Annotated in this window: 28 protein-coding genes; 14 read left to right on the top strand and 14 right to left on the bottom strand. The window is 45.3% G+C overall.

All coding sequences use genetic code 11. The annotated features are described in order from the left end of the window. Nucleotides 1-130: 130 nt before the first annotated feature. A complete protein-coding gene (locus tag ACOGW3_RS20350; RefSeq protein WP_419904624.1) occupies nt 131-1,033 on the top strand; it encodes a LysR substrate-binding domain-containing protein in 903 nt (300 codons plus the stop codon). A 57-nt stretch (nt 1,034-1,090) separates the two neighbouring features. Here the strand turns inward: ACOGW3_RS20350 and ACOGW3_RS20345 are convergent, their stop codons facing one another. Further along, the gene (locus tag ACOGW3_RS20345) at nt 1,091-1,819 is read right to left on the bottom strand and encodes an aspartate/glutamate racemase family protein (RefSeq protein WP_419904623.1); all 729 of its coding nucleotides are present in this window, start codon (nt 1,817-1,819) and stop codon (nt 1,091-1,093) included. A 42-nt stretch (nt 1,820-1,861) separates the two neighbouring features. Next, a complete protein-coding gene (locus tag ACOGW3_RS20340) occupies nt 1,862-2,359 on the bottom strand; it encodes an Lrp/AsnC family transcriptional regulator (protein ID WP_419904622.1) in 498 nt (165 codons plus the stop codon). Nucleotides 2,360-2,527: 168 nt separating this feature from the next. Here ACOGW3_RS20340 and ACOGW3_RS20335 point away from each other — a divergent pair, with 168 nt between their 5' ends. Continuing rightward, the gene (locus tag ACOGW3_RS20335) at nt 2,528-3,568 is read left to right on the top strand and encodes a LacI family DNA-binding transcriptional regulator (protein WP_419904621.1); all 1,041 of its coding nucleotides are present in this window, start codon (nt 2,528-2,530) and stop codon (nt 3,566-3,568) included. 19 nt (nt 3,569-3,587) lie between these two features. On the opposite strand, the gene ACOGW3_RS20330 is transcribed toward ACOGW3_RS20335, so the two are convergent. The 6 genes from ACOGW3_RS20330 to rsgA form a co-directional block, all read right to left on the bottom strand. Next, a complete protein-coding gene (locus ACOGW3_RS20330; RefSeq protein ID WP_419904620.1) occupies nt 3,588-4,892 on the bottom strand; it encodes a TRAP transporter large permease in 1,305 nt (434 codons plus the stop codon). Next, on the bottom strand, nt 4,889-5,416 hold the full coding sequence (locus tag ACOGW3_RS20325; protein ID WP_419904619.1) for a TRAP transporter small permease subunit: 528 nt from the start codon (nt 5,414-5,416) through the stop codon (nt 4,889-4,891). The genes ACOGW3_RS20330 and ACOGW3_RS20325 overlap by 4 nt, the downstream gene beginning before the upstream one ends. 94 nt (nt 5,417-5,510) lie before the next feature. After that, nucleotides 5,511-6,443 (bottom strand): TRAP transporter substrate-binding protein, encoded by a 933-nt coding sequence (locus ACOGW3_RS20320; protein WP_419904618.1) that lies wholly within the window; start codon nt 6,441-6,443, stop codon nt 5,511-5,513. 157 nt (nt 6,444-6,600) lie between these two features. Then, entirely contained in the window at nt 6,601-7,848 is a 1,248-nt protein-coding gene (locus ACOGW3_RS20315) for an NAD(P)/FAD-dependent oxidoreductase (protein WP_419904617.1), read from the bottom strand. 187 nt (nt 7,849-8,035) lie between these two features. Further along, nucleotides 8,036-8,608 carry a peroxidase-related enzyme gene (locus ACOGW3_RS20310; protein WP_419904616.1) on the bottom strand — a complete coding sequence of 191 codons (573 nt, stop codon included), beginning with the start codon at nt 8,606-8,608 and terminating at the stop codon, nt 8,036-8,038. Between the two features lie 12 nt (nt 8,609-8,620). Then, nucleotides 8,621-9,766 carry a ribosome small subunit-dependent GTPase A gene (gene rsgA, locus ACOGW3_RS20305; RefSeq protein WP_419904615.1) on the bottom strand — a complete coding sequence of 382 codons (1,146 nt, stop codon included), beginning with the start codon at nt 9,764-9,766 and terminating at the stop codon, nt 8,621-8,623. 207 nt (nt 9,767-9,973) lie between these two features. Here rsgA and ACOGW3_RS20300 point away from each other — a divergent pair, with 207 nt between their 5' ends. Further along, on the top strand, nt 9,974-10,984 hold the full coding sequence (locus ACOGW3_RS20300) for a PAS domain-containing protein (protein WP_419904614.1): 1,011 nt from the start codon (nt 9,974-9,976) through the stop codon (nt 10,982-10,984). A gap of 9 nt (nt 10,985-10,993) precedes the next feature. Next, entirely contained in the window at nt 10,994-12,241 is a 1,248-nt protein-coding gene (locus ACOGW3_RS20295) for an ISL3 family transposase (RefSeq protein ID WP_419904613.1), read from the top strand. On the opposite strand, the gene ACOGW3_RS20290 is transcribed toward ACOGW3_RS20295, so the two are convergent. After that, complete coding sequence (locus tag ACOGW3_RS20290; RefSeq protein ID WP_419904612.1) at nt 12,182-12,325, bottom strand: hypothetical protein; 144 nt, start codon at nt 12,323-12,325, stop codon at nt 12,182-12,184. The genes ACOGW3_RS20295 and ACOGW3_RS20290 overlap by 60 nt on opposite strands. On the opposite strand from ACOGW3_RS20290, the gene ACOGW3_RS20285 reads away from it, so the two are divergent. The 4 genes from ACOGW3_RS20285 (at nt 12,312) to ACOGW3_RS20270 (ending at nt 16,928) form a co-directional block, all read left to right on the top strand. Further along, nucleotides 12,312-13,544 carry an ISL3 family transposase gene (locus ACOGW3_RS20285; RefSeq protein ID WP_419901077.1) on the top strand — a complete coding sequence of 411 codons (1,233 nt, stop codon included), beginning with the start codon at nt 12,312-12,314 and terminating at the stop codon, nt 13,542-13,544. The genes ACOGW3_RS20290 and ACOGW3_RS20285 overlap by 14 nt on opposite strands. 129 nt (nt 13,545-13,673) lie before the next feature. After that, nucleotides 13,674-14,999 carry a hypothetical protein gene (locus ACOGW3_RS20280; protein WP_419904611.1) on the top strand — a complete coding sequence of 442 codons (1,326 nt, stop codon included), beginning with the start codon at nt 13,674-13,676 and terminating at the stop codon, nt 14,997-14,999. A 125-nt stretch (nt 15,000-15,124) separates the two neighbouring features. Next, nucleotides 15,125-15,973 carry a 5'-nucleotidase, lipoprotein e(P4) family gene (locus ACOGW3_RS20275; protein ID WP_419904610.1) on the top strand — a complete coding sequence of 283 codons (849 nt, stop codon included), beginning with the start codon at nt 15,125-15,127 and terminating at the stop codon, nt 15,971-15,973. Between the two features lie 352 nt (nt 15,974-16,325). Continuing rightward, nucleotides 16,326-16,928: a paraquat-inducible protein A gene (locus ACOGW3_RS20270; RefSeq protein WP_419904609.1), complete on the top strand. Its 603-nt coding sequence runs from the start codon at nt 16,326-16,328 to the stop codon at nt 16,926-16,928. A 44-nt stretch (nt 16,929-16,972) separates the two neighbouring features. Here ACOGW3_RS20270 and ACOGW3_RS20265 read toward each other — a convergent pair whose 3' ends face one another. From ACOGW3_RS20265 to ACOGW3_RS20250, 4 genes are all read right to left on the bottom strand, one after another. Further along, complete coding sequence (locus ACOGW3_RS20265; protein WP_419904608.1) at nt 16,973-17,641, bottom strand: DMT family transporter; 669 nt, start codon at nt 17,639-17,641, stop codon at nt 16,973-16,975. Nucleotides 17,642-17,705: 64 nt separating this feature from the next. After that, nucleotides 17,706-18,518: an IS21-like element helper ATPase IstB gene (gene istB / locus ACOGW3_RS20260; protein WP_419901088.1), complete on the bottom strand. Its 813-nt coding sequence runs from the start codon at nt 18,516-18,518 to the stop codon at nt 17,706-17,708. Further along, complete coding sequence (istA, locus tag ACOGW3_RS20255; protein ID WP_419901087.1) at nt 18,515-20,023, bottom strand: IS21 family transposase; 1,509 nt, start codon at nt 20,021-20,023, stop codon at nt 18,515-18,517. The genes istB and istA overlap by 4 nt, the downstream gene beginning before the upstream one ends. Before the next feature lie 97 nt (nt 20,024-20,120). Next, nucleotides 20,121-20,486, bottom strand: coding sequence for an EamA family transporter (locus ACOGW3_RS20250; RefSeq protein WP_419904607.1), 366 nt, complete (start codon nt 20,484-20,486; stop codon nt 20,121-20,123). 245 nt (nt 20,487-20,731) lie between these two features. On the opposite strand from ACOGW3_RS20250, the gene ACOGW3_RS20245 reads away from it, so the two are divergent. The 4 genes from ACOGW3_RS20245 (at nt 20,732) to ACOGW3_RS20230 (ending at nt 22,928) form a co-directional block, all read left to right on the top strand. Continuing rightward, nucleotides 20,732-21,346, top strand: a complete 615-nt coding sequence (locus tag ACOGW3_RS20245; protein WP_419904606.1) for a 2-dehydro-3-deoxy-6-phosphogalactonate aldolase — start codon at nt 20,732-20,734, stop codon at nt 21,344-21,346. 2 nt (nt 21,347-21,348) lie between these two features. Continuing rightward, nucleotides 21,349-21,558, top strand: coding sequence for a hypothetical protein (locus ACOGW3_RS20240; RefSeq protein WP_419904605.1), 210 nt, complete (start codon nt 21,349-21,351; stop codon nt 21,556-21,558). Between the two features lie 103 nt (nt 21,559-21,661). Continuing rightward, complete coding sequence (tnpA, locus tag ACOGW3_RS20235; protein WP_419901154.1) at nt 21,662-22,096, top strand: IS200/IS605 family transposase; 435 nt, start codon at nt 21,662-21,664, stop codon at nt 22,094-22,096. Between the two features lie 91 nt (nt 22,097-22,187). Further along, a complete protein-coding gene (locus tag ACOGW3_RS20230; protein ID WP_419905965.1) occupies nt 22,188-22,928 on the top strand; it encodes a glycosyl hydrolase family 18 protein in 741 nt (246 codons plus the stop codon). Between the two features lie 36 nt (nt 22,929-22,964). Here ACOGW3_RS20230 and ACOGW3_RS20225 read toward each other — a convergent pair whose 3' ends face one another. After that, a complete protein-coding gene (locus ACOGW3_RS20225) occupies nt 22,965-23,306 on the bottom strand; it encodes a winged helix-turn-helix transcriptional regulator (protein WP_419904604.1) in 342 nt (113 codons plus the stop codon). Between the two features lie 186 nt (nt 23,307-23,492). Between ACOGW3_RS20225 and gstA the strand changes: the two genes are divergently transcribed. Both gstA and ACOGW3_RS20215 read left to right on the top strand, forming a co-directional pair. Beyond that, nucleotides 23,493-24,104 carry a glutathione transferase GstA gene (gene gstA / locus ACOGW3_RS20220; RefSeq protein ID WP_419904603.1) on the top strand — a complete coding sequence of 204 codons (612 nt, stop codon included), beginning with the start codon at nt 23,493-23,495 and terminating at the stop codon, nt 24,102-24,104. Nucleotides 24,105-24,184: 80 nt separating this feature from the next. Continuing rightward, complete coding sequence (locus ACOGW3_RS20215) at nt 24,185-24,553, top strand: nuclear transport factor 2 family protein (RefSeq protein ID WP_419904602.1); 369 nt, start codon at nt 24,185-24,187, stop codon at nt 24,551-24,553. Nucleotides 24,554-24,579 lie beyond the last annotated feature (26 nt).

Genomic DNA, 24,579 nt, shown 5'->3' with positions numbered 1-24,579 from the left:
GCCTAATTAGTAATAACTGTTGCAGCATGTTTTCTTTTTTGTAGCATCATCGCAAATCAGTTATTTGCCATCGTGCATAACTAAATATTATGCTATGTAATTAAGCATTTTAATTCAGGATGTTATTTCTATGAATTTTCGACAGATAGAAGCTTTTAGAGCAGTAATGGTCACGGGCTCAGGAACAGAGGCAGCCAAAATGCTCTTCATCACGCAGCCAGCGATCAGTCGATTAATTTCTGATCTTGAGTATGGATCTGGATTACAGCTTTTCATACGAAAACCAAACCGGTTGGAGCCGACCCCCGAAGCATTAGCGCTTTACCGTGAGGTGGACCGGGCCTTTATTGGGCTAGAAGAAATCCGCACCACTGCTGAGGCTATTGTTAACCAGCAGCAGGGGAGCCTTCGGATTGTGGCCATGCCGGTTTGTGTGGAAAGTTTCTTACCGTCCTTGATTTCGGAATTTACCAAACGCCATCCAAAGGTAAGTATCGAGCTCGAAACTGCTCCACGGATACAAGCTTTGGAAATGGTTCGTTCCCAACGTTTTGATATTGGGGTTGTCTCCATGATGGGGCAAGATTCTGTAAATTTGAAAGTGGAACCTTTCTGTCAGCAAAAGGCCGTTTGCGTTTTGCCTAGGGATCATCCTTTAAGGGATAAGTCAGAAATTCAAGCTAAAGACTTAGAGTTTGATCCCTTTATATCCCTTTCTGCTGGAAGCCCTTTTCGAGCCTTAATTGATACAGTTTTTTTTGAAGAGAATGTAAAACGTAAATTGGCAATTGAGACCCGCACACAGAGGACGATATATGAATTGGTCAGAAGGGGTGCTGGCGTATCTATTCTTGATCCTTTTGTTACAGATGCCCAAGACACCGATATTATTACCAAGCCCTTCGTACCAGAGGTAACTTGGGATTATGCAACCATACAACTTCATTCAGCGCCGCCCTCTTTGAACACTCAGTCATTCGAGGCATTACTCATGGCGCATTTTTCAGTGGAAAAAGCAAATTTCTCACAGTAGGCGTGCAAGTGTTCTTATAAGGACGCCAATAGTCGCAGGAAGAGGGAACTTCTATTGTTAGTCGCTGGATAAGCCTGATTGAATGAGGTTTACCAAATCTATAATTCCAAAAACCGGAACCCCAGTTACAGCACGGATTTTTTTTGCATAGGGCTGAAGGTTTGTACATTCCAAAACGATGGCACCGATTTCGGGGTGAGCCGTTAACAGCTCTTTGGTTATATCCAAAAGGTCCTGTTCAATTTTGATTGGATCTAGCGGACGAGGGGACGTGACCGAAGGCTTTAGGATCGTTTCAGAAAAGGCTTTGGAGTTTTCCATCCCTCTAATATGAACCGGGCAAGTTTCATCAATTGCGGCGGCTTTTAAATGTTCAGGGGAAAGCGAGCCTGCATCTGCCGTTATGATCCCGACTGATTTTTGGGGACCAATCATGCTTGAAATCATCGGGACCAGTAGCAGGCTTGATGTGACCACAGGGATAGAGACCGCGGCTGCGAGTTCCTTTTGCACGACGGTTAAAAATCCACAACTGGTAATAATGGCACGCACACCTTCGCGCTCTAATTCTTGTGCCGCCTCGATAAAGAGGGGAAGTAAGGCGCGTGCTTTTGATCCTTCAGCTACGATTTGATCCGGCGTAGCGGACGTTACGACTTTATATCTTACAGGAAAATCGAACGAGCGGGCGTTGCCGATGTCGCCAGGAATGCGAAGAAATGAGGTGTCGAGGACAAGTATGCCAATATCTTGTCCGTAAGCCGCCTGACCTCCTGATAACACCATTTTATATTATATCTTTCCTTGAAGGCTGGTTGGGAAGGCTTTTTATGCGCCAACCGCATGTAAGTAGGGGCGTTCATTTTGTATCTGAGTGGTTCCCGCACGATCAAATTTGTTGGCCAGGATCACATTTGATTTCGTTCTAATAACATGCGGTAGAATAGAGATTTCTTCAAGCAGGGCATCGAGATCTTCAAGCAAAGGGGCCTCTACGGTACAAAAGAGATTAAATTCGCCCGTCAATGCGCTGCAACTTATAATTTCAGGGAATTCTTGCAACTGTTTGATCACAATACCGGAATGGTTTCTTTCAAGTTCAAGATATAACAAGGCATGTATGGAACGTTCGTTGGGGTCGGGCTTTATCACCGCGGTATAACCTTGGATAATACCTTCGCGTTCCAATCGGGTAATGCGTTCATGCACGGTTGAGCGCGCTACATTGAGGCTCTTGGCGATCAAACTTGTTGATATCCGAGCATTTTCCTGCAGGCTAAAGAGGATTCCACGATCCAAATCATCTCTGTGATGAGCTACTAACATTTGTTCAATTTCCCTTGTTCGTGCTCCCCTTGTTTTGGGGTGTTTATTTATTGATTGAGAAAATGACACGCCTGTTTAAGTGCTTCTATCAAATATTTGATTGAAATCCATCAAATCCCTGATTAGATTCCATCAAATATACCGTCTTCATCTGTGAGAATATTGCTCATGCACCGTGGATCAAAACCGACGCTTTCCGAAGTTGCCTCTCTTGCGGGGGTAAGTTCAGCCACTGTTGATCGTGTCTTGAACGGGAGAGGTGGTGTACGGGAAGAGCTTGAGACTAAGGTATTGGAAGCTGCGCGGAAGTTACGCCTTAACAGGAATTTAGATCAGATTCCTCGACAATTACTCCGTTTTTCCGTTTTGATGAACCGACCTGATCGAGACGTTTATGCGCGTATTCAAAAGGCGATTTTGGACCACCAATCGCTGCATGATACCAAGGGTTTTACTTGCAGCTTTCATTATTTTTCATCTCAGGAACCACAGGATATCGCGTCACGAATTGCATCCATACAGCGAGGTTTTGATGGTGTTATTCTCTTGGCCTATGACCACCCGGTAATTAGTGATGCACTGGATCCCATATGCAAAGAAGTCCCGGTTATTACGCTGATATCAGATCTTCCAAATTCTGGTCGAAGTCATTACGCCGGGAGTGGAAATCTCCAAGCAGGTAAATTAGCGGGCGACCTCTTGGGGCGGTTTATTCATCAGTCTCAAGGCAAGACATTAATTTTAACCCGGTTACAACGTTATACGGCTCATTTAGATAGAGAGATTGGCCTGAGACAGGTTATATCTGAACGTTATCCTCATCTCGAAGCGAGCCACGTTTTAGAGTGTAATAAGGGGGATAGCTCTGATTATAGAAAAATATGCGATTATATCGATAAACATGGCCCTTTTACCGGTCTTTATAATATTTCATCTTGGAATATTCACCTGGTTCAAGAACTAAAAGAACGCGGTTATCTGGATAACACGGTGACGGTTGCCCATGGTGTTAATCGAAGAACACGGCCCTTGTTACGCGATGGAATTATAGATGCGGTTATCGAATACAGCCCTGAAGAATACGCTCGCCATGCGGTTGATGCGCTGCTGAACCACTTCGGCCGATGCGAAGGGTTTGATCCCAATTATCGCCATCGGCTCGAAGTATTTACCAGGGAATACCTACCTCCACATCTAAGCGTGGATTAGTAGACGAAAAAGCAGTTGGCTAGCGCGTTTGACTTAATGTTTCTGGCAGCCAGGTCGCGAGCTCTGGAATAAGAAAGAGAATGACCACAAACCCACACATGACAAAGAACATCGGCATGGATGCGCGGGCAATATAGCCAATATCTTTACCAGTCATGCCTTGTAAGACAAACAAGTTAAATCCAACCGGCGGGGTGATTTGAGCCATTTCAACCACGATCATCAAATATACCCCAAACCAAAGCATATCAATGCCTGCGGCGCGTACCATGGGCTCAATAACGGCCATTGTTAACACGATTGAGGAAATACCATCGAGGAACATCCCGAGGAATATATAAAAGACGGTTAGAATCATGATAAGGGCGAAGGGGGAGAGCTCCCAGTGCACGATTGTGGTCGCGAGCGCTTTGGGAATACCGGTAAACCCCATGGCCAAAGATAAAAAGCCTGATCCCATAAGTATGAACATAATCATTGCAGATGTACGAACCGCGCCGAGAACGGATTCAATGAAGCTGTCTTTGTCCAATGTCTTTTGAAGCAGTGAAAGAAGGATCGAACCGAGTACACCCAAGGCTGCGGCCTCTGTTGCAGTGGCTATACCTGAATAGATTGACCCGATAACGCCTGAAATTAAGAGAAGTACAGGTAAGAGGTCGAGCAGAGCAGTTACTTTTTCCCTGAAAGCCATTGCCGGAGTTTTGTAAGAAACATCTCTGTTGAACAGGCCCCATACAGCGATGTAGCTCATAAAACAAAGAGCAAGAACAAGGCCCGGTATCATACTCGCCATAAAAAGCTTGGCGATAGACTCATTGACGGTAACGCCATAGATAATCATGGAAATTGAAGGGGGGATAAGAAGACCGAGTGTACCTGCCCCAGATAGTGTTCCGATGATCAGTTTTTCAGGATAGTCCCGCTTTTTTAATTCGGGGATAGACATTTTCCCGACTGTGGCAACGGTTGCTGCTGAAGAGCCAGAAATCGCTGCGAAAATTGCAGAAGCCCCGACGTTCACATGGAGGAGCCCACCAGGTAGTTTTCCCATAAAGGGCGTGAGACCTCTAAATAGTGTTTGAGAAAGTTTGGTACGAAAAAGGATCTCTCCCATCCAGATAAACAACGGTAAGGCGGTTAGCGTCCAGGAAGACTGGGAACCCCAAATGGTAATGGCCATAGCATCGCCAACCGGTGCTGAGGTAAAGAGAAACATGCCAACAATGGCGGTGGCGAGCAGAGAGGCGCCAATCCAAACCCCTGATCCAAGAAAAAAGAATAAAACACTGAGAAAGACAACAATGGAGATAGCTTCACTCATATTTCGCTTTGAGCCTCTTGGTCAAATTTTTCAGGATTTACTATTTCAGGTGTGAATACACTCTCAGCAAATGTGTGAAGGACAGAAAGGGTAAACACGGCAGAGCCAAGGGCAATGGGGACTTGGGGTATCCATAAAAGAATAGCGTCTGCACCTTCACTTCTTTCCCCGTATTCCCATGAATCCAAGGCTAAACGAGCCGTGTAGTAGGTAAGATAACAGGTAATGAGCGTCATAAATCCTAGAGTGGCGCGCTCAATAGTTAAGCGAATGGAGCCCTTGGTTCTTTGGATGAGTAAAAGGATACGAATATGGCCGTGAGAACGAAAGGTGTATGCGAGGGCCAAGAAAGTACTTGCTGCCATTACATAGCCTGCAAAGTCTGTAGCACCTCCGGCAAAAAGACCAAGAATACGCGCGAGGATACTGTAGAGAATTAAGCCGCAGAGAAGGAGAAGCAATCCACCCGAAAGCCAGGCACCCGCCAAGTAAATTTGGTCGAGGGTTTTCGATATCTTGTTCAAAAGCTGCTCCTACTTTGCTCTACTTATTTGTTATTAAAAGACCTGCAAGCCCAGAGTAAAGCCCGCAGGTCTGTTAATTTAACGGTCGGATAAATTACTGACTTTTGTAACTAGAAAGTATTTCGCTTCCGCTGTCACCAATTTTAGCCAACCACTCATCGCGAAGCTTTGCCCCAACATCTTCAAAGGCAGCGCGCATTTCAGGTGTCATTGGTTTTACGGACATTCCGTTCTTTTTGAATTCTTCAAGATACCAATCAGCTAAGTTTTCTGCTTTGTTCCACCCTTTGTCTTCGGCGGTTTTTGCTGCAGCACGGATGACGTCTTGAACTTCTTTGTCTAGTTTGTTCCAGGCTTTTTTGTTTACGATAACCATGTTCCGGGGCAACCAGGCACGGACGTCATAAAAGAAACCAACGTGTTCCCATAATTTACGGTCATAACCGGTTGAACCAGAAGAAATCATCGATTGGGCAACACCGGTGGCAAAGGCTTGTGATAATTCTGCAGCTTCGATTTTTGTCGGTACCATACCGAGCATATCTGCAACTTTTGATGTTGTTGCGTTATAGGCACGGAATTTCAAGCCTTTGACATCTTCGGGTGTCTTGGCTTCCTTGATGGAGTAGAAACCCTGTGGTGGCCATGGAGCAGAATAGAGAAAGACGAGACCAGATTTATCAAGCTTTTTGACAAGCTCAGGTTTGGATGCTTCGTATAATTTTCGGGCATCATCAAATGATGTCGCCAGAAATGGGACGGAATCAATTTCGTAAAGAGGATCATCATTACTGAGGGCTGAAATAAGACGTTCACCAATAGGGGTTAGCCCACGGCGGACAGCGCCAAAAATTTCAGAGCCACCAAAAAGAGATCCACCTGGGTGAGTAACGATCTCTAATTCACCCGAAGTTTTTGCTGTCACTTCAGCAGCGAATTCTGCAGCGATTTGAGAATGGTAATTTGTAGCGGAATAAGCTAACGCCATATCCCATTTATCTGCTGCTGTTACTGCCTGTGCAGACATGAGCAAGCTCGCTGACAGAGTGGCTGCTCCAATAGTTTTACGAAGTATGTTCACTGTTATTACTCCCTGTTTGATTAGTAAGTTTTAGTTTCTTTTATTGCTTGGTGTCCGGCTACAGCCGTATCTTGTAATCTTGTGAAAATAAGGTTGAGGATTGTCATGAGATAAACCTTTCAGCTTGGAAAGGGGCAGCATCGATTGGGGAAGATTCCCCTGATATTAAAGAGCCCAGGACTGATGCCGTTCCTGGTCCGGTACTAAAGCCGATGTGTTGATGCCCAATGGCAAGCCAAAGACCTTTGTGTCGAGGAGCTTGCCCTATTATAGGCCTGCAATCAGGTAGTGTTGGACGGCTGCCAAGCCATGGCTCTGGATCCAAAGGCTTATCAAAAGGAAAAGCATCTCTTGCAACAGCTTCTGCTGCTGATAACTGGCTGTAATTTGGCGCTGCATCTTGTTTGGCCAGTTCTACACCGGTGGTCAACCGTACGCCGTTAGACATGGGGGCCAGAACATATCCACCATCGACATCGTAAACGGGACGCTTTAATTTTCGCGCCTTATCGTGGCTGAAGTTCATATGGTAGCCGCGTTCAAAGACAAGGGGAACACTGTATCCAAATTTCTTTAAGAAGGTTTTTGCCCATGGACCCAGAGCGATGACAACCTGATCTGCCACTATCGTATTGTTACTATCCAGAGTTAATTCGTAACCGTGGTTTGATTGCTCTAAAACTTGTACCTTTGATCTGACTATTCTTCCGCCATTGGATTTGAAATATGTTGCATAGGCTTTGACAAGGTCGCCGGGGTTTTTGAAGCTGAGGGTATCTTGTATCCAGAGGCCTTTGCAAAATATAGGAGCAAGATCTGGTTCTAGGTTGGTGATCTCTTCGCCGTTTAATTCCTTCGTCGCGACGTTAAACTTATCGAACGTATTTCGCATTAATTTTGATCGTTCAAAAGTCGATTTTTGCCGATATAAATAGAGCCACCCTTTACGGTTTAACTTCTCCTGAAGCCCGAGGGCTGAGACCATTTCTTCGTGTTTCCGCGTTGAGAGTTGGATGAGATCATCCAACGCCTGAGTGGTATAATTAAAGTCTTTAAGGTTCGCTCTTTTCAGGAAACCTGCTGCCCAATTCATATTTGCGGCAACAAAAGTGGGATCATACCGAAAAGAAGTGGTTTTGTTTCCCATTAACTGGGGAAGCGACTTCCAAAGGCCGGGATGATTGAAAGGAATAATGGAACTACGTGCGATGACACCCGCATTACCATAGGATGTTTCTTGGCCCGGGTCATTCTTATCAATCAGGGTCACTTCGTACCCACGCCGTTGTAACTCAACGGCACAACAGACCCCAATTATACCGGCACCGAGTACCGCAATTTTCCCTGCCATCAAAACTTGTCTCCCTGTGAATAAGCATAAACGAGGAGCATGGCCGAGATAAACAACCAGAATGTCGGATTTTAGGGTGATGTCCGTTAATTTGCCGGACGGAGGGAGCGGTTGAAATAATGACTGAGCTTATGGGCAAAAAAACATTTCATTTTTATCGCGCCAAACCTTATCCAGAGTACATTTTTTAATCCCGAGCCATAGAATAAAACTCGTCATTCGGTCGCATTGATGTGAAGTTAGCCATGCGGTTACTTAAGCCAAAAAAGGCCGTAATGGCAGCAATATCCCAGATGTCTTCGTCTGAAAACCCGTGTTCGTACAGGGTCTGGAAATCAGCATCACTGGTGGATTGAGCATTGTTGGAGACCTTCATGGCAAAGTCCAGCATAGCCGTTTGGCGTGGAGAAATATCAGCCTTGCGGTAATTAACAGCTACCTGATCCGCGATTAGCGGGTTTTTAGCCCGGATACGTAAGATCGCCCCATGGGCAATGACACAATACTGACAGCCATTGTCGTTTGAAGTCGCAACGATAATCATCTCCATGTCCGCTTGGGTCAGATCACTCTCTTTTGTCATCAAGGCATCGTGATATGCAAAGAAGGCTCTGAATTCTTCAGGACGGTGGGCCAAAACTAAAAAAACATTGGGTACGAAACCTGCTTTTTCCTGAACGGCAAGGATTTTCTCCCTAATGTCATCGGGTAGATCTTTGAGTTCCGGTACAGGATAACGACTGATAGGGAGGGGTGGCATTTCCGGTGATCCTTATTTTTTTTGTTTACGTTTCAGGTGTTTTTGATCGTGTTTAATAGCCTTTGTAATCCGCTGTTGTTCTCTCCAGCTGATAACGGGTTCGACAGATTCTCCAGAATTAGGATTACTGCTTTGGCGTAATTTATTCCAGCGTTGATAGCGGTTGCGGTCGAGAGCATTCTCCAACAAAGCCGTGTTTAAAGCGCAACCGGGTTCATCCGTATGAGTGCAGTCGCGAAATTGACACTTTTCAGTTAGCTCGGTGATATCCTTAAAGAGGAGATTTATCCCCTTTTCAGCCTCGTGCAGATGTAAAACACGTATGCCGGGTGTATCAATCAACCATCCTCCTGATTTTGTCTGGTGGAGAATGCGGGCAGTTGTTGTGTGATGGCCCTGTGCATTTTTCTCGTTGATCTCTCCGGTTTGAGTATCAATTTGGCACATGGCGTTTAAGATCGTGGACTTTCCAACCCCGGAAGAGCCTATCATGGCAGTACTTTGTCCGGGTTGGCACCATTTCTCTAACCTTCGGACATGTGCTGGGTCGTGTGTATTTATAGCTTCAACGGCGAGATTTGGGGATAATGTTCTTACTTGTCTAGCCCAGGTGTCTGGGGATTTCGTTTGATCTGTTTTTGTTAGGACAACGACTGGGGTTACGCCTGCCCCAAATGCCAGGGCAAGGAGCCGATCTATCCAGGCTAAATCAAAATCGGCATTGCATGATGTAACGATAAAAAGCGTATCTATGTTCGAAGCGATGAGCTGAACTTGATTTTGAGAGCTAAAGTTAAGTCGCTGGAGTACGGTTTGACGGTCCAATTTTCTTACAATTTTTTCCGTAGAAGGCTCTATGAGAAGCCAATCTCCAACGGCAAATTCTCCCGCGCCCTGATCTTTAGCCATTGAAAACACATGTTCTCCGTCTTCAGAACGGGCCTGAAGGCGTATGCGGTGTACCCTGGTAATGCGTACTGGGAGAATTGTTCCCAAATTATGTTGTTTAATCTCATCAAAAGAGAGTTGGCCTTCAAAAAAAACAGACCATCCCAATTCTTGAAGTGACTGGAATTGGGATGAAAATGGCATAGGAGTGCTCGTAATAATTAATTCGGTAACTAATACTGGGATCCAGCTGAAAGAGGTTAACGACAATAGGTATGAAGCTTCAATCTCTTTTTCTTAAATTCATTTATCTACAACACAAAATTTAGCTTTTTTTAAGGAGCATGGGGGATAATAGTCGTCAGTTACGGACTGTGATCCCTTGACTGCCAATGATTAGCTATAACACTGTAGCGCTTTTGGGGTTGCCCGTATTTTCTGCCTAAGTAAATGATAAACATCAACAGATGCTAGGCAATGACAATAGAGACTATCGCAGAGCCAAATTTGGATTATGAACTCATCAACATGTTTGATGTCGGGATGGCTGTTGTTGATTTAAAACTCGATATTCTTTTTATCAATAACAAAGCAATAGATATGCTGGGGCTTCCTGATGCGTTTTGTAAAAAAGGTGTGAATTTTCGGGAAATAATTACCTGGCATGCCCAAGTTGGGGAATATGGGCCGGGGGATAAAGATCAGCAAATATTGGAAAGACTAAATTATTTTGTTCCAGGAAAAAGTTATAAAATTGTTCGTAAACGCCCAAATGGTACCGTTCTCCAGATAGTTGGGAACCCCACTACTTCTGGGGGATTTGCGATAACCTATTCAGATATAACGCATCTAGAAGAAGCAAAGGATTATCTTCAGAGCCTAAATCTAGAACTGGTCGAACAGGTTAAAGTTAAAAACGATGCTTTGGAACAAGAGAACAATATTCGTAATGTGGTCATGGAAAATACCCACCACGGTATTTCTCTCTTCGACCGGGATTTAAAACTGGTAATTTGCAACAAACGCTTTACCTCGCTGCTCGATTTTCCAGAAAACCTATCCAAGCCCGGAACGCCGATTGAAGACCTGTTTCGCTATAATGCTGAACGAGGTGAATACGGGCCAATGCCTTCTGAAGAACTATTAGTTCAAAGCGTTGAACAGCGCGTCAACTTGGCTAAAAAATTTGAAGCTCACAAATTTCGTAGAGAAACACCCAGCGGCAGAACTCTCGAGGTTATTGGCACGCCTGTTGAGGGTGGTTTTGTGACGAATTATACAGACGTAACCGACTTGGTTGCTTTACAAAAGTCTGAAAGAGAAACATCTGACAAGCTTTCAGGATTTCTTGAAACCAGTCCCGTTGGTGTTGGCATATCTCGGATCGATGACGGTAAAATTTGGCTCTTCTCCGCTTTGTTGAGTAGAAAAAGATGCCGACCGCCAAGTAACCTGTTGATATGTATGGTTTCTGATAACTTTACATAGAGCAGGTATATGACAATCAACATCTCGCAGCATATTTTAGGCCTCAAAGGGCAACGTGTAAATGAAATTAAACTGGATGACGGCGGTGTTAAGATTGTCATTCACTGCAGCCGAGACGCGCGTAGGAGGGCTATAGACCCTGCTACAGGCCAGAAGGGAAGCATCAACCAGCATGTCCGCCGACAAGTAAACGACATCCCCCTTTTTGGGTATCCTTGTGTGGTCGAGATTGAGCTGGCGCAGGTTTATATTAACAAGGGCGAACGCCGCATTGAGGGGTGTGATTTTGTTGATAAAGGGTGCCGTTTCACTCACCGATTTTGCCGACTGATCAGTGGATTATGTCGGCATATGTCTATTCAAGCGGTTTCCAGACATTTGGATATACGATGGGAAACGGTCAAGAATATCGACAGGGCATACCTTATTGAAACTCTCCCTACGCTTGATCATGCAGAGCTAACTGGCTTGGAATATATTGGTGTAGATGAAGTTGCCCGGGCGAAAGGTCATGACTACATGACGGTGGTCTACGATATGGTTGGCGGTCATCTGATCTGGGTTGAAGCAGGCCGAACTGCCGAGGTTTTTTCAAGGTTTTTGAAACAACTGCAACCAGATACAGCCTGCAAAATAAAGGCCGTAGCGATGGATATGGGGCCTGCCTACCAAAAGGCTGTCAGAGAGTCCTTGCCGTTGGCCGACATAGTATTTGACCGTTTCCACGTCATGAAAAACTACAGCAAAGCTATCCATAATCAGCGTCGACTTGAGTTCAGAAAGGCCGATCCAAGTGGTAAAGAGTTGATGAAAGGGACACATTATCTGTTGCTCAAAAATGCGGATAAGTTGAGTGAAAAACAAAGTGACAAGCTGCAAAGGTTGCTGGAGAGCAATAGCAACCTGAATGCACTTTACGTCTTGAAAGAACAGCTTCAGCTGCTGTGGAGTGCCGCTTCATTTGAGGCGATGGCGGAGCAACTGGAACGTTGGTGCCTGATAGCAGATCAGTCACAGATGCTCTATCTAAAAAAGTTCGCGAAATCCCTACGGAAACATTGTGTGGGCATCTGCAACTACGCCAAACACAAGCTCACAAGCGCCAGGATAGAGGCTGGTAATGTCAGTATAGGAATGATCCGTAAGCGAGCCAGAGGCATCAAGGATACCGAATACTTCAAACTCAAAATTAGACAATCATCCATTCCAGATAATCAATCTATGCTCTATTTGGCTCTTCTCCGCTTTGTTGAGTAGAAAAAGATGCCGACCGCCAAGTAACCTGTTGATATGTATGGTTTCTGATAACTTTACATAGAGCAGGTATATGACAATCAACATCTCGCAGCATATTTTAGGCCTCAAAGGGCAACGTGTAAATGAAATTAAACTGGATGACGGCGGTGTTAAGATTGTCATTCACTGCAGCCGAGACGCGCGTAGGAGGGCTATAGACCCTGCTACAGGCCAGAAGGGAAGCATCAACCAGCATGTCCGCCGACAAGTAAACGACATCCCCCTTTTTGGGTATCCTTGTGTGGTCGAGATTGAGCTGGCGCAGGTTTATATTAACAAGGGCGAACGCCGCATTGAGGGGTGTGATTTTGTTGATAAAGGGTGCCGTTTCACTCACCGATTTTGCCGACTGATCAGTGGATTATGTCGGCATATGTCTATTCAAGCGGTTTCCAGACATTTGGATATACGATGGGAAACGGTCAAGAATATCGACAGGGCATACCTTATTGAAACTCTCCCTACGCTTGATCCTGCAGAGCTAACTGGCTTGGAATATATTGGTGTAGATGAAGTTGCCCGGGCGAAAGGTCATGACTACATGACGGTGGTCTACGATATGGTTGGCGGTCATCTGATCTGGGTTGAAGCAGGCCGAACTGCCGAGGTTTTTTCAAGGTTTTTGAAACAACTGCAACCAGATACAGCCTGCAAAATAAAGGCCGTAGCGATGGATATGGGGCCTGCCTACCAAAAGGCTGTCAGAGAGTCCTTGCCGTTGGCCGACATAGTATTTGACCGTTTCCACGTCATGAAAAACTACAGCAAAGCTATCCATAATCAGCGTCGACTTGAGTTCAGAAAGGCCGATCCAAGTGGTAAAGAGTTGATGAAAGGGACACATTATCTGTTGCTCAAAAATGCGGATAAGTTGAGTGAAAAACAAAGTGACAAGCTGCAAAGGTTGCTGGAGAGCAATAGCAACCTGAATGCACTTTACGTCTTGAAAGAACAGCTTCAGCTGCTGTGGAGTGCCGCTTCATTTGAGGCGATGGCGGAGCAACTGGAACGTTGGTGCCTGATAGCAGATCAGTCACAGATGCTCTATCTAAAAAAGTTCGCGAAATCCCTACGGAAACATTGTGTGGGCATCTGCAACTACGCCAAACACAAGCTCACAAGCGCCAGGATAGAGGCTGGTAATGTCAGTATAGGAATGATCCGTAAGCGAGCCAGAGGCATCAAGGATACCGAATACTTCAAACTCAAAATTAGACAATCATCCATTCCAGATAATCAATCTATGCTCTATTTGAAATCCTAAATCTACTCAACAAAGCGGAGAAGTGCCGAAAATCCAAATCTGGCGCGCAACCCCGGCGATCTAGCTCTTCGGGCCCGGGATAATCTTTATGGCAAACGCACAGAGGCTTTGCGTGAGAAAAACACCCGAATGGAGCTTTTGGAATCTCAAATTGCGGGGGTGGATAAAAACTCACCAGAGGCCCAAAAGCTAGATCGGCAAAGAAAGAAACTTGCTGCCGAAATCCAGCGGGATTGGGGTTACGCCTTGCGGGAAGGCATCGAAACCTATTCATCATTTACCGGGCTGGATATGGTGGTGAATGACGCCCAACTTGCAGATAAAAGCGTACGTGATTTGATCAAGGATCCAAACTATTCAAGAGAAGGATTGGCAAAAAATGGCAGAGATCTCTCGGATGGGCAGCTAAAGAATTTCCTTAATGATCAGGTGATGATGATGACCCACCATATGAACGGCTTCCACGAGGGCCATGAAGGTGGGGCGGACGCTGGCTCGGCCATGGGGAAATATGCCGAACGTGCCGTACTCGCTCTTAAAATGATGGGGAAGGATGTTACCAAGCCACCCTATAAAGCCTTAAACGATGCCGCCGAAGAAATGGTCAAAAATCGTAAGGATCCTGCTGCTTTGAAAAAGACCATGCGTGAACTTGCTGAGACCTTTGGCAAGAATGGCAATGTGGATGAGGGATTACTTGTGTTGGCCGATCTTATAGAGAAAGCCGTGCCCGAAGCAAAAGGCCTTTGGGATCCTAAATTGCTGCGTGAGAGTGCGAACAGAGGGACAGACGCCCAACAGGCAAACGAAATGAGAGCCATAAAATCGCAACTGGCAAATCGTCGTAAACTCATGGAAGAACAAGAAAGAGAACTCGCCATCAACGGTCCAGCCACAGCGGCGGCATCAAATAGCAAAAAACAATTCAGGTTAAGGTCTGAATTAGAGGAACTTGAAACAGAACAGGCCCGTCGTGAGCACTTGGGCAGTAAGTACCGCAAAGAGGATTGGAAAAAAGCCGAAGCATTGGAATCAGAAGAAGCAGGTCTGAGGCGCCGTCTTGAACGCATGCAAAATCTTAATTCTCCGGGATCAGCTCAAAAAGAGATCAGGGATCGCCTTTCAAAAGTCCGGAGCGACTTAACGGGCTTAAACAAATCCTATAAAGACGAAGGTGGAACGGGGCGTTATCAACGCGACCATAGCGATGAGAGAATGGATCGCCGCATTGCAGCGATCAAAGAAGAACAGGCTTTGAGAAAACAAGCGGCGGATAAGTATCAAAGGCAAATGGAGGAAGAGGGTAAAAAAATGGCTGATGGCTCTGGGTTTGTCGATGACAATCCATATCAGGTATTTGAATTACCAAGGGATGAAAACTCTCTCACAACCTCTTCTATTCTTAGGGTTGGGCTTGATGGTGCCTCTGCCGAGATTGTCATTGAAAGGCCGTAAAGTGCGGAGGACCCAAAAGCCAATACTTGACCATTTAGTCAAAAAATATTTAAAGTGTAACAATTCTGTCATGTGAAAAATAAAAATTATTCGAAAAACAGTAAGAATATAACAGGGAAATAATCATGTTGCGTACTCTAAAGCTAACCGCTTTAACTGTTCTTATGGGGGGAACATTAGCGGGTTGTATCTCTACTCCTCAAAACGATCTTCTAAATGCGACCCTTTGGACTCAAAAATCTGTCGAGTTCAAAGCCAACAGCATAGCGATGTACGAACTTGCTAAAATAAAACTCGACGATGCCCTAGCTGATAAAAGCTGGACCGGCGCGCCAAATGAGCAGGGGGATAACTACAGCAACAAGCCACCTGCTGTGATGCTGGATGTGGATGAGACTGTTCTTGATAACTCTGCCTACGAAGCATGGCTTGTTGCCAATGAGCAAAGTTATGGTTCAAAAACCTGGGTACCATTTGTACGCTCTGAAACTTCTACCCCTGTTCCGGGTTCGCTGGATTTCATCAAGTATGCGGAATCAAAAGGCGTTAAAATTTTCTACGTATCAAACCGTAAAGCACCACAGGAAGAAGCAACCAGAAATAACCTGAAGGCTTATGGCTATCCGATAGATACTTCCGAAGATACTGTTCTTCTTCGTAAGGAAAAAGAAGCATGGAATTCTTCCAAGAAATCTCCACGTCGCGCACACATTACAGAGAATTACCGTCTGGTAATGGTTGTTGGTGATAACTTCAGCGACTTTGTAGATGATTACAAAGGTAGCATTGATGAGCGTAAAGCTGTTCTCGACAAATATGAAGACATGTGGGGCAGCAAGTGGATCATGATTTCAAATCCAATGTATGGTTCATGGGAATCAGCTGCTTTTGGCCACAATTGGGGTCTGACTTCGGCTGAACGTCGCAAGCAAAAGCACCAATCCCTGGATGTATGGGTGCCTGCAGACGAATAAATGAGACTACTTTGTCTTAAGATCTGATTTATTCAATTTGGATGAGATAAGAGGGGACGGTATAGATGCTGTCCCCTTTTTATTGTCGTTAGAAGAGAGCTGGTCTGATTGATTATGCCAGCCTGGACCCCATTAATAATGGTTATTTTAACTTTTCAGATTGAACCCGAGGGGATTACCCCTTAGATATGATGTAAGTTAAAGAAACTAGGAATTCGCGTTTTATGTTATTTACACTGATACTCTCTGTTTTTCGTCGCTTGTCTCTTTTAATTGAACCGACACCCGCTCTCGAGCCTATTCGGATTAAGGAAAGAGATCGCAAGCATTCAGGCCAAAACCGGAATCATCGGTGAAGGCTTTCAATATTCTGAAACAGGCTAAAAAATATTGGTCTTCAGAACATGAAAGTCTCAAATGGTGGCAACTTCTCTTTACACTTAAGCGTGCTGAACATTCTTTAGCTCAACGCGCCACAGGGCTGTCAAAACTTACCCCCTTGTTATTACTTTCAGCAATCGGAACCCTGATTGCTGGCTTGACCATTCCCATACTAAAGGTCGAGAAATTTTTCCTGTTCGAAGATCTGATTTCCATCGTAGGTGCTATTGATGAGCTTGCTCGGAGTGGGGAGTATCTTCTCGCCCTCGTAATTCTGTTGTTTTCAGTCGTTTTCCCAACCATGAAAATTTTTGTCGCGGATTATGTCTGGCGGGCACGAAACGTAGAGCATAAATCTGTGCAAAAAGCAGTGAAACTGATCGATCTGCTGGGTAAGTGGAGCATGCTTGATGTCTTTGTTGTGGGCATGATTGTTATTTCTGCCAAATCCTCTGGTATGGCGAATGCAACATCTCAACCCGGCATGTATTACTTCGGTGCTTCGGTAATTTTCTCCATGCTCGGGGTTATCTTGTTAAAGCGCTCTATCGAAAAAGTGGCCAAAGAAGACTAACAACCTTTGCTTTGAGTTGCTCTCCCCCATTTTAACCTCTGCAGTTATTCTCTTGTGTCTTTAGCAAACTGTTGGGCTGACCACTTCCATAGCCGACCATCTATAGCTGATAACCCGATGGCGATAATCAGCATTCCCACAAAATGGGATGCTTCTAATACTTCGTTTAAGAAGATTGAGCCAAGCAAGATGGCAGAAATCGGTACCAGTAGGGTGACAAGCAAAAGATTTGTCGCGCCTGCCTTTTCAAGAATTTTAAAATAAAGAATATAAGCGATGGCCGTTGAGAAAATCGCAAGGGAGACAACGGAAACCCAGGTTTCCATAGTGATCTCTGTTAAGGACGGTAAACCTTCAACGACATATGTGATCGGGATTAATATGAAGGTTGCCCCGCTGATTTGGCCGGCAGCTGTGACTATAGGGTTTATTGCCATTGTTTTGAACTTGCGGCCATAGGCACCAGCAAAGGCATAAGATAAAGTCGCGGCTAATATCGCTAATTGAGCAAAGGTATTTTGGCTCTCTGTTGGGACCCCAAACATAAGTACGACCCCGGCAAAGCCAATAATAACACCGACAACTTTTAAAATGGTTGCTCTCTCGTCCGGTAGGAAAATGGTCGCGACAATTACGCCAAAAAAAGGTGTCGTGGCATTGAGTATAGATGCCAAGCCTGAAGCAATATAGGTTTGTCCCCTGTAGAGCGTCAACCACTTTGTCCGGTTGCGTCAACCACCTTGGCCGCTTTTGATGCGGCTGTGATCTGACGTTTATTTACGATGCTTCAGGCATATTTTTCACCTTTTTGTTTGTGGTTTTCCGCAACATTTTTTTGAGATTTTGGGCGGCTTCCCATTGTCTGTAGCTGTCGATATTCATCTCAAGAATGGTTGAGTGGTGAACAAGACGATCGATTGCTGCAACGGTCATGGCCTTATCTTGAAAAATATTGTCCCATCCGCTAAAAGGTTGATTGGCAGCAATTGCAATACTTCGGTACTCATATCGTCTGGCGATCAATTCAAAGAGCACGGATGTTTCAGATATATCCCTTTGTGCATAGGTAATATCATCGAGAATGATGAGATCAAATTTATCGAGTTTTGCGAGGGCGTTTTCGAGCATAAGTTCACGTCTGGCAGCCTGGAGTTTTTGCACCAGATCACTGGTTTGCGTATAGAGCACACGGTATCCAGCCTCTATAAGAGCATAACCTACGGCGCATAGGAGATGAGTTTTTCCTCCCCCTGAATTTCCAATGGCAATCAGATTTGCTCTTGCGTCAATCCAGTCACCGGCAGACAAGGCTTCGACCTGCGCCTTTTTCACGTTAGGCAGCCGCTTGAAGTTAAAAGTGGCCAGAGTTTTTCCGCCCAGCAGGTTTGATGCGTTGAGATGGCGTTGAATGCGTCGCGTGTCCCTTTCGGCCAATTCATATTCGGCCAAAACGGCAAGGAACCTGGCTGCTGACCAGCCCTCCTTGTCGGATTGGATTGCGATATCTTGCCAGTGTTTGTGAAAGCTGGGTAATCGTAAGTCAGTTAGCATAAGAGGCAGCTTGTGCTGATCCACTTCAATGTTTGTCATGCCCGATCCTCCAACAGAGTATCAAAGACTGATAATGAAGGTTGAACCACGGGAATATCAGGAGGTAAATCCGTGTTCTTTTTTGTGATATTCAGCTTAAGTTTTTTTGCGCAAGGTAGCCTTCCTGCATTGATTTCTCTCGAAATCAGGTGCGCGACTTCGGCCTCACAAGCCTCTTCGTGCGCAAGGAAAAGTATCCCAACCATCTGACGACACGCATCTCTGCGGGACAACTTTTTCTGAAACAATGTCCAGGCCAGGGAGTACTCGGTTCTTGGAAAAATACTGTCACGATAAATAGAATTGGCGAGTGCCTGAGGTTTACGTTTGAGAGCATGAATGACGTGATGATAATTGATAACATGAATGCGGGGGCCTTTGCCGTGCCCCCGCTCACGAGAATGGCTGACGACATGAGTGCTGCCTAGATAGGCTTCTATCCGGTTATCGTAAATATGGACACGCAAGCGTTGACCAATTAGGCGAGAAGGGGCGCTATAAAAAACCTGCTTAACTAAAAAACCACTTGTTTTGGTAACTCTCGACACGACTTCAGTGTAATCTGTTGTTCGCCGAGGAGGTAACGCCTTGAGAGATTTCAACTCTGTTTGGATATCTTGGTCACGATGTTTGTTCCGTCTAGCAATCAGCTCGTCCAAAAATCGCCGATACTCATCCAAAGTGTCAAAGTCATTACTGCCACGCAAAATCAGGGCCTGCTTTATCGCAGTCTTAAGGTGACCGTGGTGAGATTCAATGGCACCGTTCTCGTGTGATTCCCCTCTGTTATTTCGACTGGCCTCCATACCGTAGTGCTCAACAAAAGCAGAATAACGTTTGGTAATGTCCTCCTTTTCCTCAACGCTCAAATTCCGAAAGGCCGCAGACAGGCTGTCGGTCCGGTGGTTTTCAGGAGCGCCCCCCAAGGACCAAAGCGCATTTTGTAAGTTCTCCGCAAGGGCTGTAAAACTCTCACCGCCAAGTACGACCCCAACATGTTCCCATCGGCTATATACCAGAACAAAATGATAGAGCCGATGCACCAAAGGATCTCCTGCAATGGTAATACTTAAGTCGGCTGCATCCGTGAAATCTGATTGGCCCATGTAACCCGGCTCAGGTGTTTGCCTGAAAATGATATCCTTTTCAGGGCCATTCAGAGCCCGCCATCCCCGAACTCGGCGCTCTAACGTGCGCTTGACACGGTCATCGGGAAAACGGAGCGGATAGAGGCTCTGTATGTGGCGCAACAAAGTAATGGGTTTGACCGAGTTGTCTTTATCCAAAATGGGAAGGATGTCCTTATCCCAGATATCTTCAAGCGGATCAGAAACTGTTCGCCCTCGCTTTATATTGCGTTGTGACGGTAAAGTCGCATCAACGTCAAATCGGCGGGCCGTGCGTTCGCTAAACCCTGCGCGGGCAGCGGCGGTTCGTTGACCATGAGTTTTTCTATCTGTCATGTAAAGTCTCAGTTGTTCATCTGTGATAAATTTATACGGCAAACAGGTTCCTCCAATTACATCTAGAGGTTCCTAATTTATCAACTCACAGCAGCTTGTAACTAACACCAAATTAAGCCTTGGCCGGTGGATCTGATTATCAAACGGGCACGCCCTTTTTAATGATCAGATCCACCGGCCAAGGTGGTTGTCGCAACCGGCCAAGGTTATTGTCGCTGAACAGTCCCCACACGATTAGCGTAAAGGGGATAACATTATTAAGCATCCCCATAAACAAGAAGGCTTTCCACGCCTTAAGGGTTGATGGAACGGGGATTTTCAAAGCGATAACCACACCCCAAAGTGTTATTGCTGCCAACCCAACCCTGAGGGTTACAATTGTCAGAGGGGGAAGTTCGGATACCGCGACACCCACAAAGAAAAAAGAGCCACCCCATAAAATAGATAAAACAATAAGCATGAACCATTCGCGGCCACCCATAGAGATATTAATTGTCGAGTTCATAGCAATAATTGCTCCATACCAAATTTTATTGAGTATAATAGTAGGGAAGACAAATATTTCAGACTATCCGTTTCTTGCTATTCATATGAATTTCGTCCACGTAATTTTTATAAAATATTGAAAAATATGCATCATTATAGATAGTCTAAGTTGTTAACGAATATCGCATAGATTGTGATGTAAGATGCATATCTTTGAGCAAAAATTGCTTGTTAACCACTAAGTTATTTTAGGATGTTTTGAACATGAAACGCCGGAATATTGTTGTAACCCTAGAGGGGGTAGAAGTTGAAGAAGCTGTTGATTTAGCAGGGGTATTGGTAGAGGCAGGAATAACTCGAATTGAAATTCCCTTAGACTCGCCAAATCCTTTTGGCTCAATCTCTGCGATCACGAAAGTTATGGGTGATAAGGCCATAATAGGTGCAGGAATGGCCCTTAAACGAATTGATGTTGATGGACTGAAAATTCTAGGGGGTAAGTTTATTTCTTCTCCAAACTGTAATCCTAAGATAATAACTCTCACTAAAGAGTTAGGATTATTATCTTGGCCAGGAGTCGTTACTCCAAGTGAGTGTTTCGCAGCGTTGGATGCTGGCGCAGATGGCTTAAATATTACCCCGGCCTCAATGGCGGGTTTTAATGGATGTAAGGCTTTGCGCGCTCTTCTTCCGGAAGGCACTCCACTTTATGCCGTTGGAGGTGTGAAGCTTTCGGAATTTAAAAAGTACGTCCAAGTTGGTTGTTCTGGTTTCGGCCTTGGATCAGAAGTATATGCTCCCGGGTGGAGTATTGCTAAAGTTGCAGACAAAGCCGCAGCCGCAGTTGATGCACACGATACGGTTTTTGAAGGATTTTAACGTTGGGAAAGTTTAGTATCGGTTTTGTCTATCTGACGACACTTTGCTTTCTTATCAGTAGTTCCTTGGCAACCGCTTCACCTCGGTACATTATCTATTACAACAGTGACGCATCTGCCCTCGCTGAGGTTGTTAAGGCAGATTATAGTCATGTCATTCTATCCTTTCTCGGCTCTCGGATTACCCACGGCGGTGAAATAGAACTAATTTAATCCGGTAAACCCCCGGCTATGCCGGGGGACTCTCAATGGTTTGACCGTTCCCACGGTCTTACATTTCTTTGTTTATTGACCAAAATAACAAAGGAATTAGCCGATGAGAGATTACAAAAGCCTTGCACATACGAGATGGGATTGTAAATACCACGTGGTTTTCATCCCTAAACGCAGGCAAAAAGTTATCTATGGCAACCTACGTCAGTATCTTGGTGAAATTTTCCATGAACTGGCCGGGCATCGCGAAAGTAAGATTGAGGAGGGCCATTTGATGCCGGATCACATTCACATGTGTATCAGCATACCGCCCAAACATGCTGTTTCAAAAGTCGTTGGATACCTAAAAGGAAAAAGCGCGATTGCCATAGCTCGAAAATTCAAAAATAAAGCACGGAATTTCAAGGGTGAAAATTTTTGGGCCCGTGGATATTTCGTCTCAACTGTAGGGCTCGATGAACAGATGGTGAGGGAGTATATCAGAACGCAAGAAGAGCGTGATAAGTACTTTGACCAAATGGATATATTCAATCCATAACCGCTTTAGCGGTTCCCAATTTGCCCCTTTAAGGGGCTCACCCGCTTAAGCCCCCGGCTTTGCCGGGGGTCATTTAACTCCGCCCAAAAATCTGGCGCAGCAGTGGTCCACGATTCCAAGATTGAAAGAAAATGGCATAAAAGTACTGATTTCATTTGGTGGTGGACTGGCTAAGGCAGACGATTATAAACATCTTGTTCACCGCGAAGAGGAATTGGCTGCTCTGATCGCAGATTTTGTTCGGACCAAGGGGCTCGACGGGGTAGATCTCGATTTTGAAGCAAGCTCAATGCTCCATATGGATCGATCCCCTGGTGTGGCTGATGGCAAATCTTTCTTAATTCGTCTGACAAAAGCTTTGCGAGAAAAATTACCATCGAAGGATTATTTCATTAGTCATGCGCCGCAGTCTCCCTATCTCAACCCTGATTGGCACCAAGGGCCTTACTTGGATATTTTAAAGAAGGCAGGGGGAGATATCGATTGGATTACAGTCCAATATTATAACAACCCAGGACAGGATGGCCCGGTCAAAAGTAAGGTCGTGGGTAGCAATCACAACCCTTATGTCACCTCTTATCGTGGTTTGGTTTCTGGATTGGACGGATTATCCTGGTCCTCAGATAAGGTTGTGATCGGTAAGCCAGTATATAAAGCTGATGCCTTCAGCGGTCACGTTTCGCCGCAGGTTATGGTGCGTGAGATCATCGAACCGCTGCGCACTCAGTATGGTGCTGATTTCGGCGGTATTGCAGGGTGGCAGTTTTCAACCCATACCAAAGATCACCAAAGCTGGAATAGTGATCTGGGGGAAGTTCTTCGCGGGCAATAGTTCCGAACTCTTCTGGTAATTAATTTCAGAAATGCGTTAAGGAGTACCGTTTCGTACTTTTATTTTATGCCCGACCTCAACGATGGCATTGATGGCCGGGACCAACTCTTCGCCCAAGTCGGTTAAGCTATATTCTACGGATGGGGGGGAGGTTGGCAGTACTCTGCGGTGGACAACAGCTTTATTCTCAAGTTCTTTGAGCCGTGTCGCGAGCATTTTGGCCGAGATCCCAACTAAATCGTGCTTTAGCTCACTAAACCGTCTGGGACCTCCTGAAAGATACCAGATAAGATTGGTAGTCCAGGCCCCACCTAAAATTGCCATGCACTCTGACAAGGGGCAGCCATAGGGGACATCACTGCTTTGGTTTTTACGCATCTTCAGAGCCAATGCAAAATTCTCCTGATTTGTCTTCTCTATAGAGATGAGGTTTAAATGCTATATTTCAATGAGTTACCGTTTGGAAACTATATAATTAAGTAACATAATATCATAAGGTTTACAAAAGTAACTAGCGATCTTACCTCTGTTGTCATCAACAACAATTCTTTGAGGTAAGATCTTATGAAACTCTATTACAAAACTGGCGCCTGTTCCCTTGCATCTCATATCGTATTACACGAATTGGGCCATGATTTTGATATTGAGCAGGTTGATTCGGAGGCACAGAAAACGGAAAGTGGTGAAGACTTTTCACTCGTAAATCCGAATGGTTATGTGCCTGCCTTGAAATTAGCTGATGGCGAGATCTTAACCGAGGGGGCTGCGATCCTCCAGTATCTGGCCGATCAAAAGCCGGAATCAGGTCTGGCTCCATCTGCTGGGTCCATTGATCGTGCCAGATTGCAAGAACACCTAAACTTCATTTCATCAGAACTTCATAAAGCCTTTGGCCCCTTCTTCTCGGGCAAGGCAGAAGGCGATGCGCGCCAACCTGCGGAAGAGAATGTTGCCAAGAAACTGGCTCACTTTGAAAAAATTCTGTCTGATGGCAGAGACTATCTTCTGGGTGATCGCTTTACCGTGGCAGATGCCTATCTCTTCGTTGTGACAAATTGGTCAAATTTCGTTGGTATCAGTCTGGATAAGGTACCAAATCTGTCGGCTTACGTTGGACGTGTTGCTGCGCGTGAAAAAACACAAGTTGCCCTGGGTGCCGAAGGCCTCTTGAACTAATTCCTTGGATATTGCCCGCTATGATCCTACGGGTTCAAAGCGGGCATATCTTGTTACCCACTAGATGAGGAACCTAAAGCATGTCATCGGCTTACCTAGCAGTAGAAGAAGCCATTGGTCTCTATTTTGATGGTCTCTATCACTGTGATCTCGATCTTTTGGCAAAAGTGTTCCATCCAAAGGCGCATTATGTCTGCGCTACAGAAGAATTCCTGATGTATCTGACAATGGAAGAATACTTTCCAATCGTCAGTCGCCGACAATCGCCTGCCAGTCGGGGAGAGTTGCGGAGAGATAAAATTCTGTCCATTAGCTTTGCCGGACCCAATACCGCCCAGGTTACTTTGAACTGTGCAATTGGCGAGAAATTCTTCACAGATTTTCTGTCTCTCATCCTTGTGGATGGCCGTTGGCAGATTATATCAAAAGTATTCCATTTCGACCTTTGAGGTCGAGCCACTCATCGAGCCACTCG

Source organism: Kiloniella sp., from assembly GCF_965205715.1.
Classification (GTDB): Bacteria; Pseudomonadota; Alphaproteobacteria; order Kiloniellales; family Kiloniellaceae; genus Kiloniella.
Note: the sequence above shows the minus strand (reverse complement) of the source record. Positions and strands in the feature narration are given on the sequence as shown.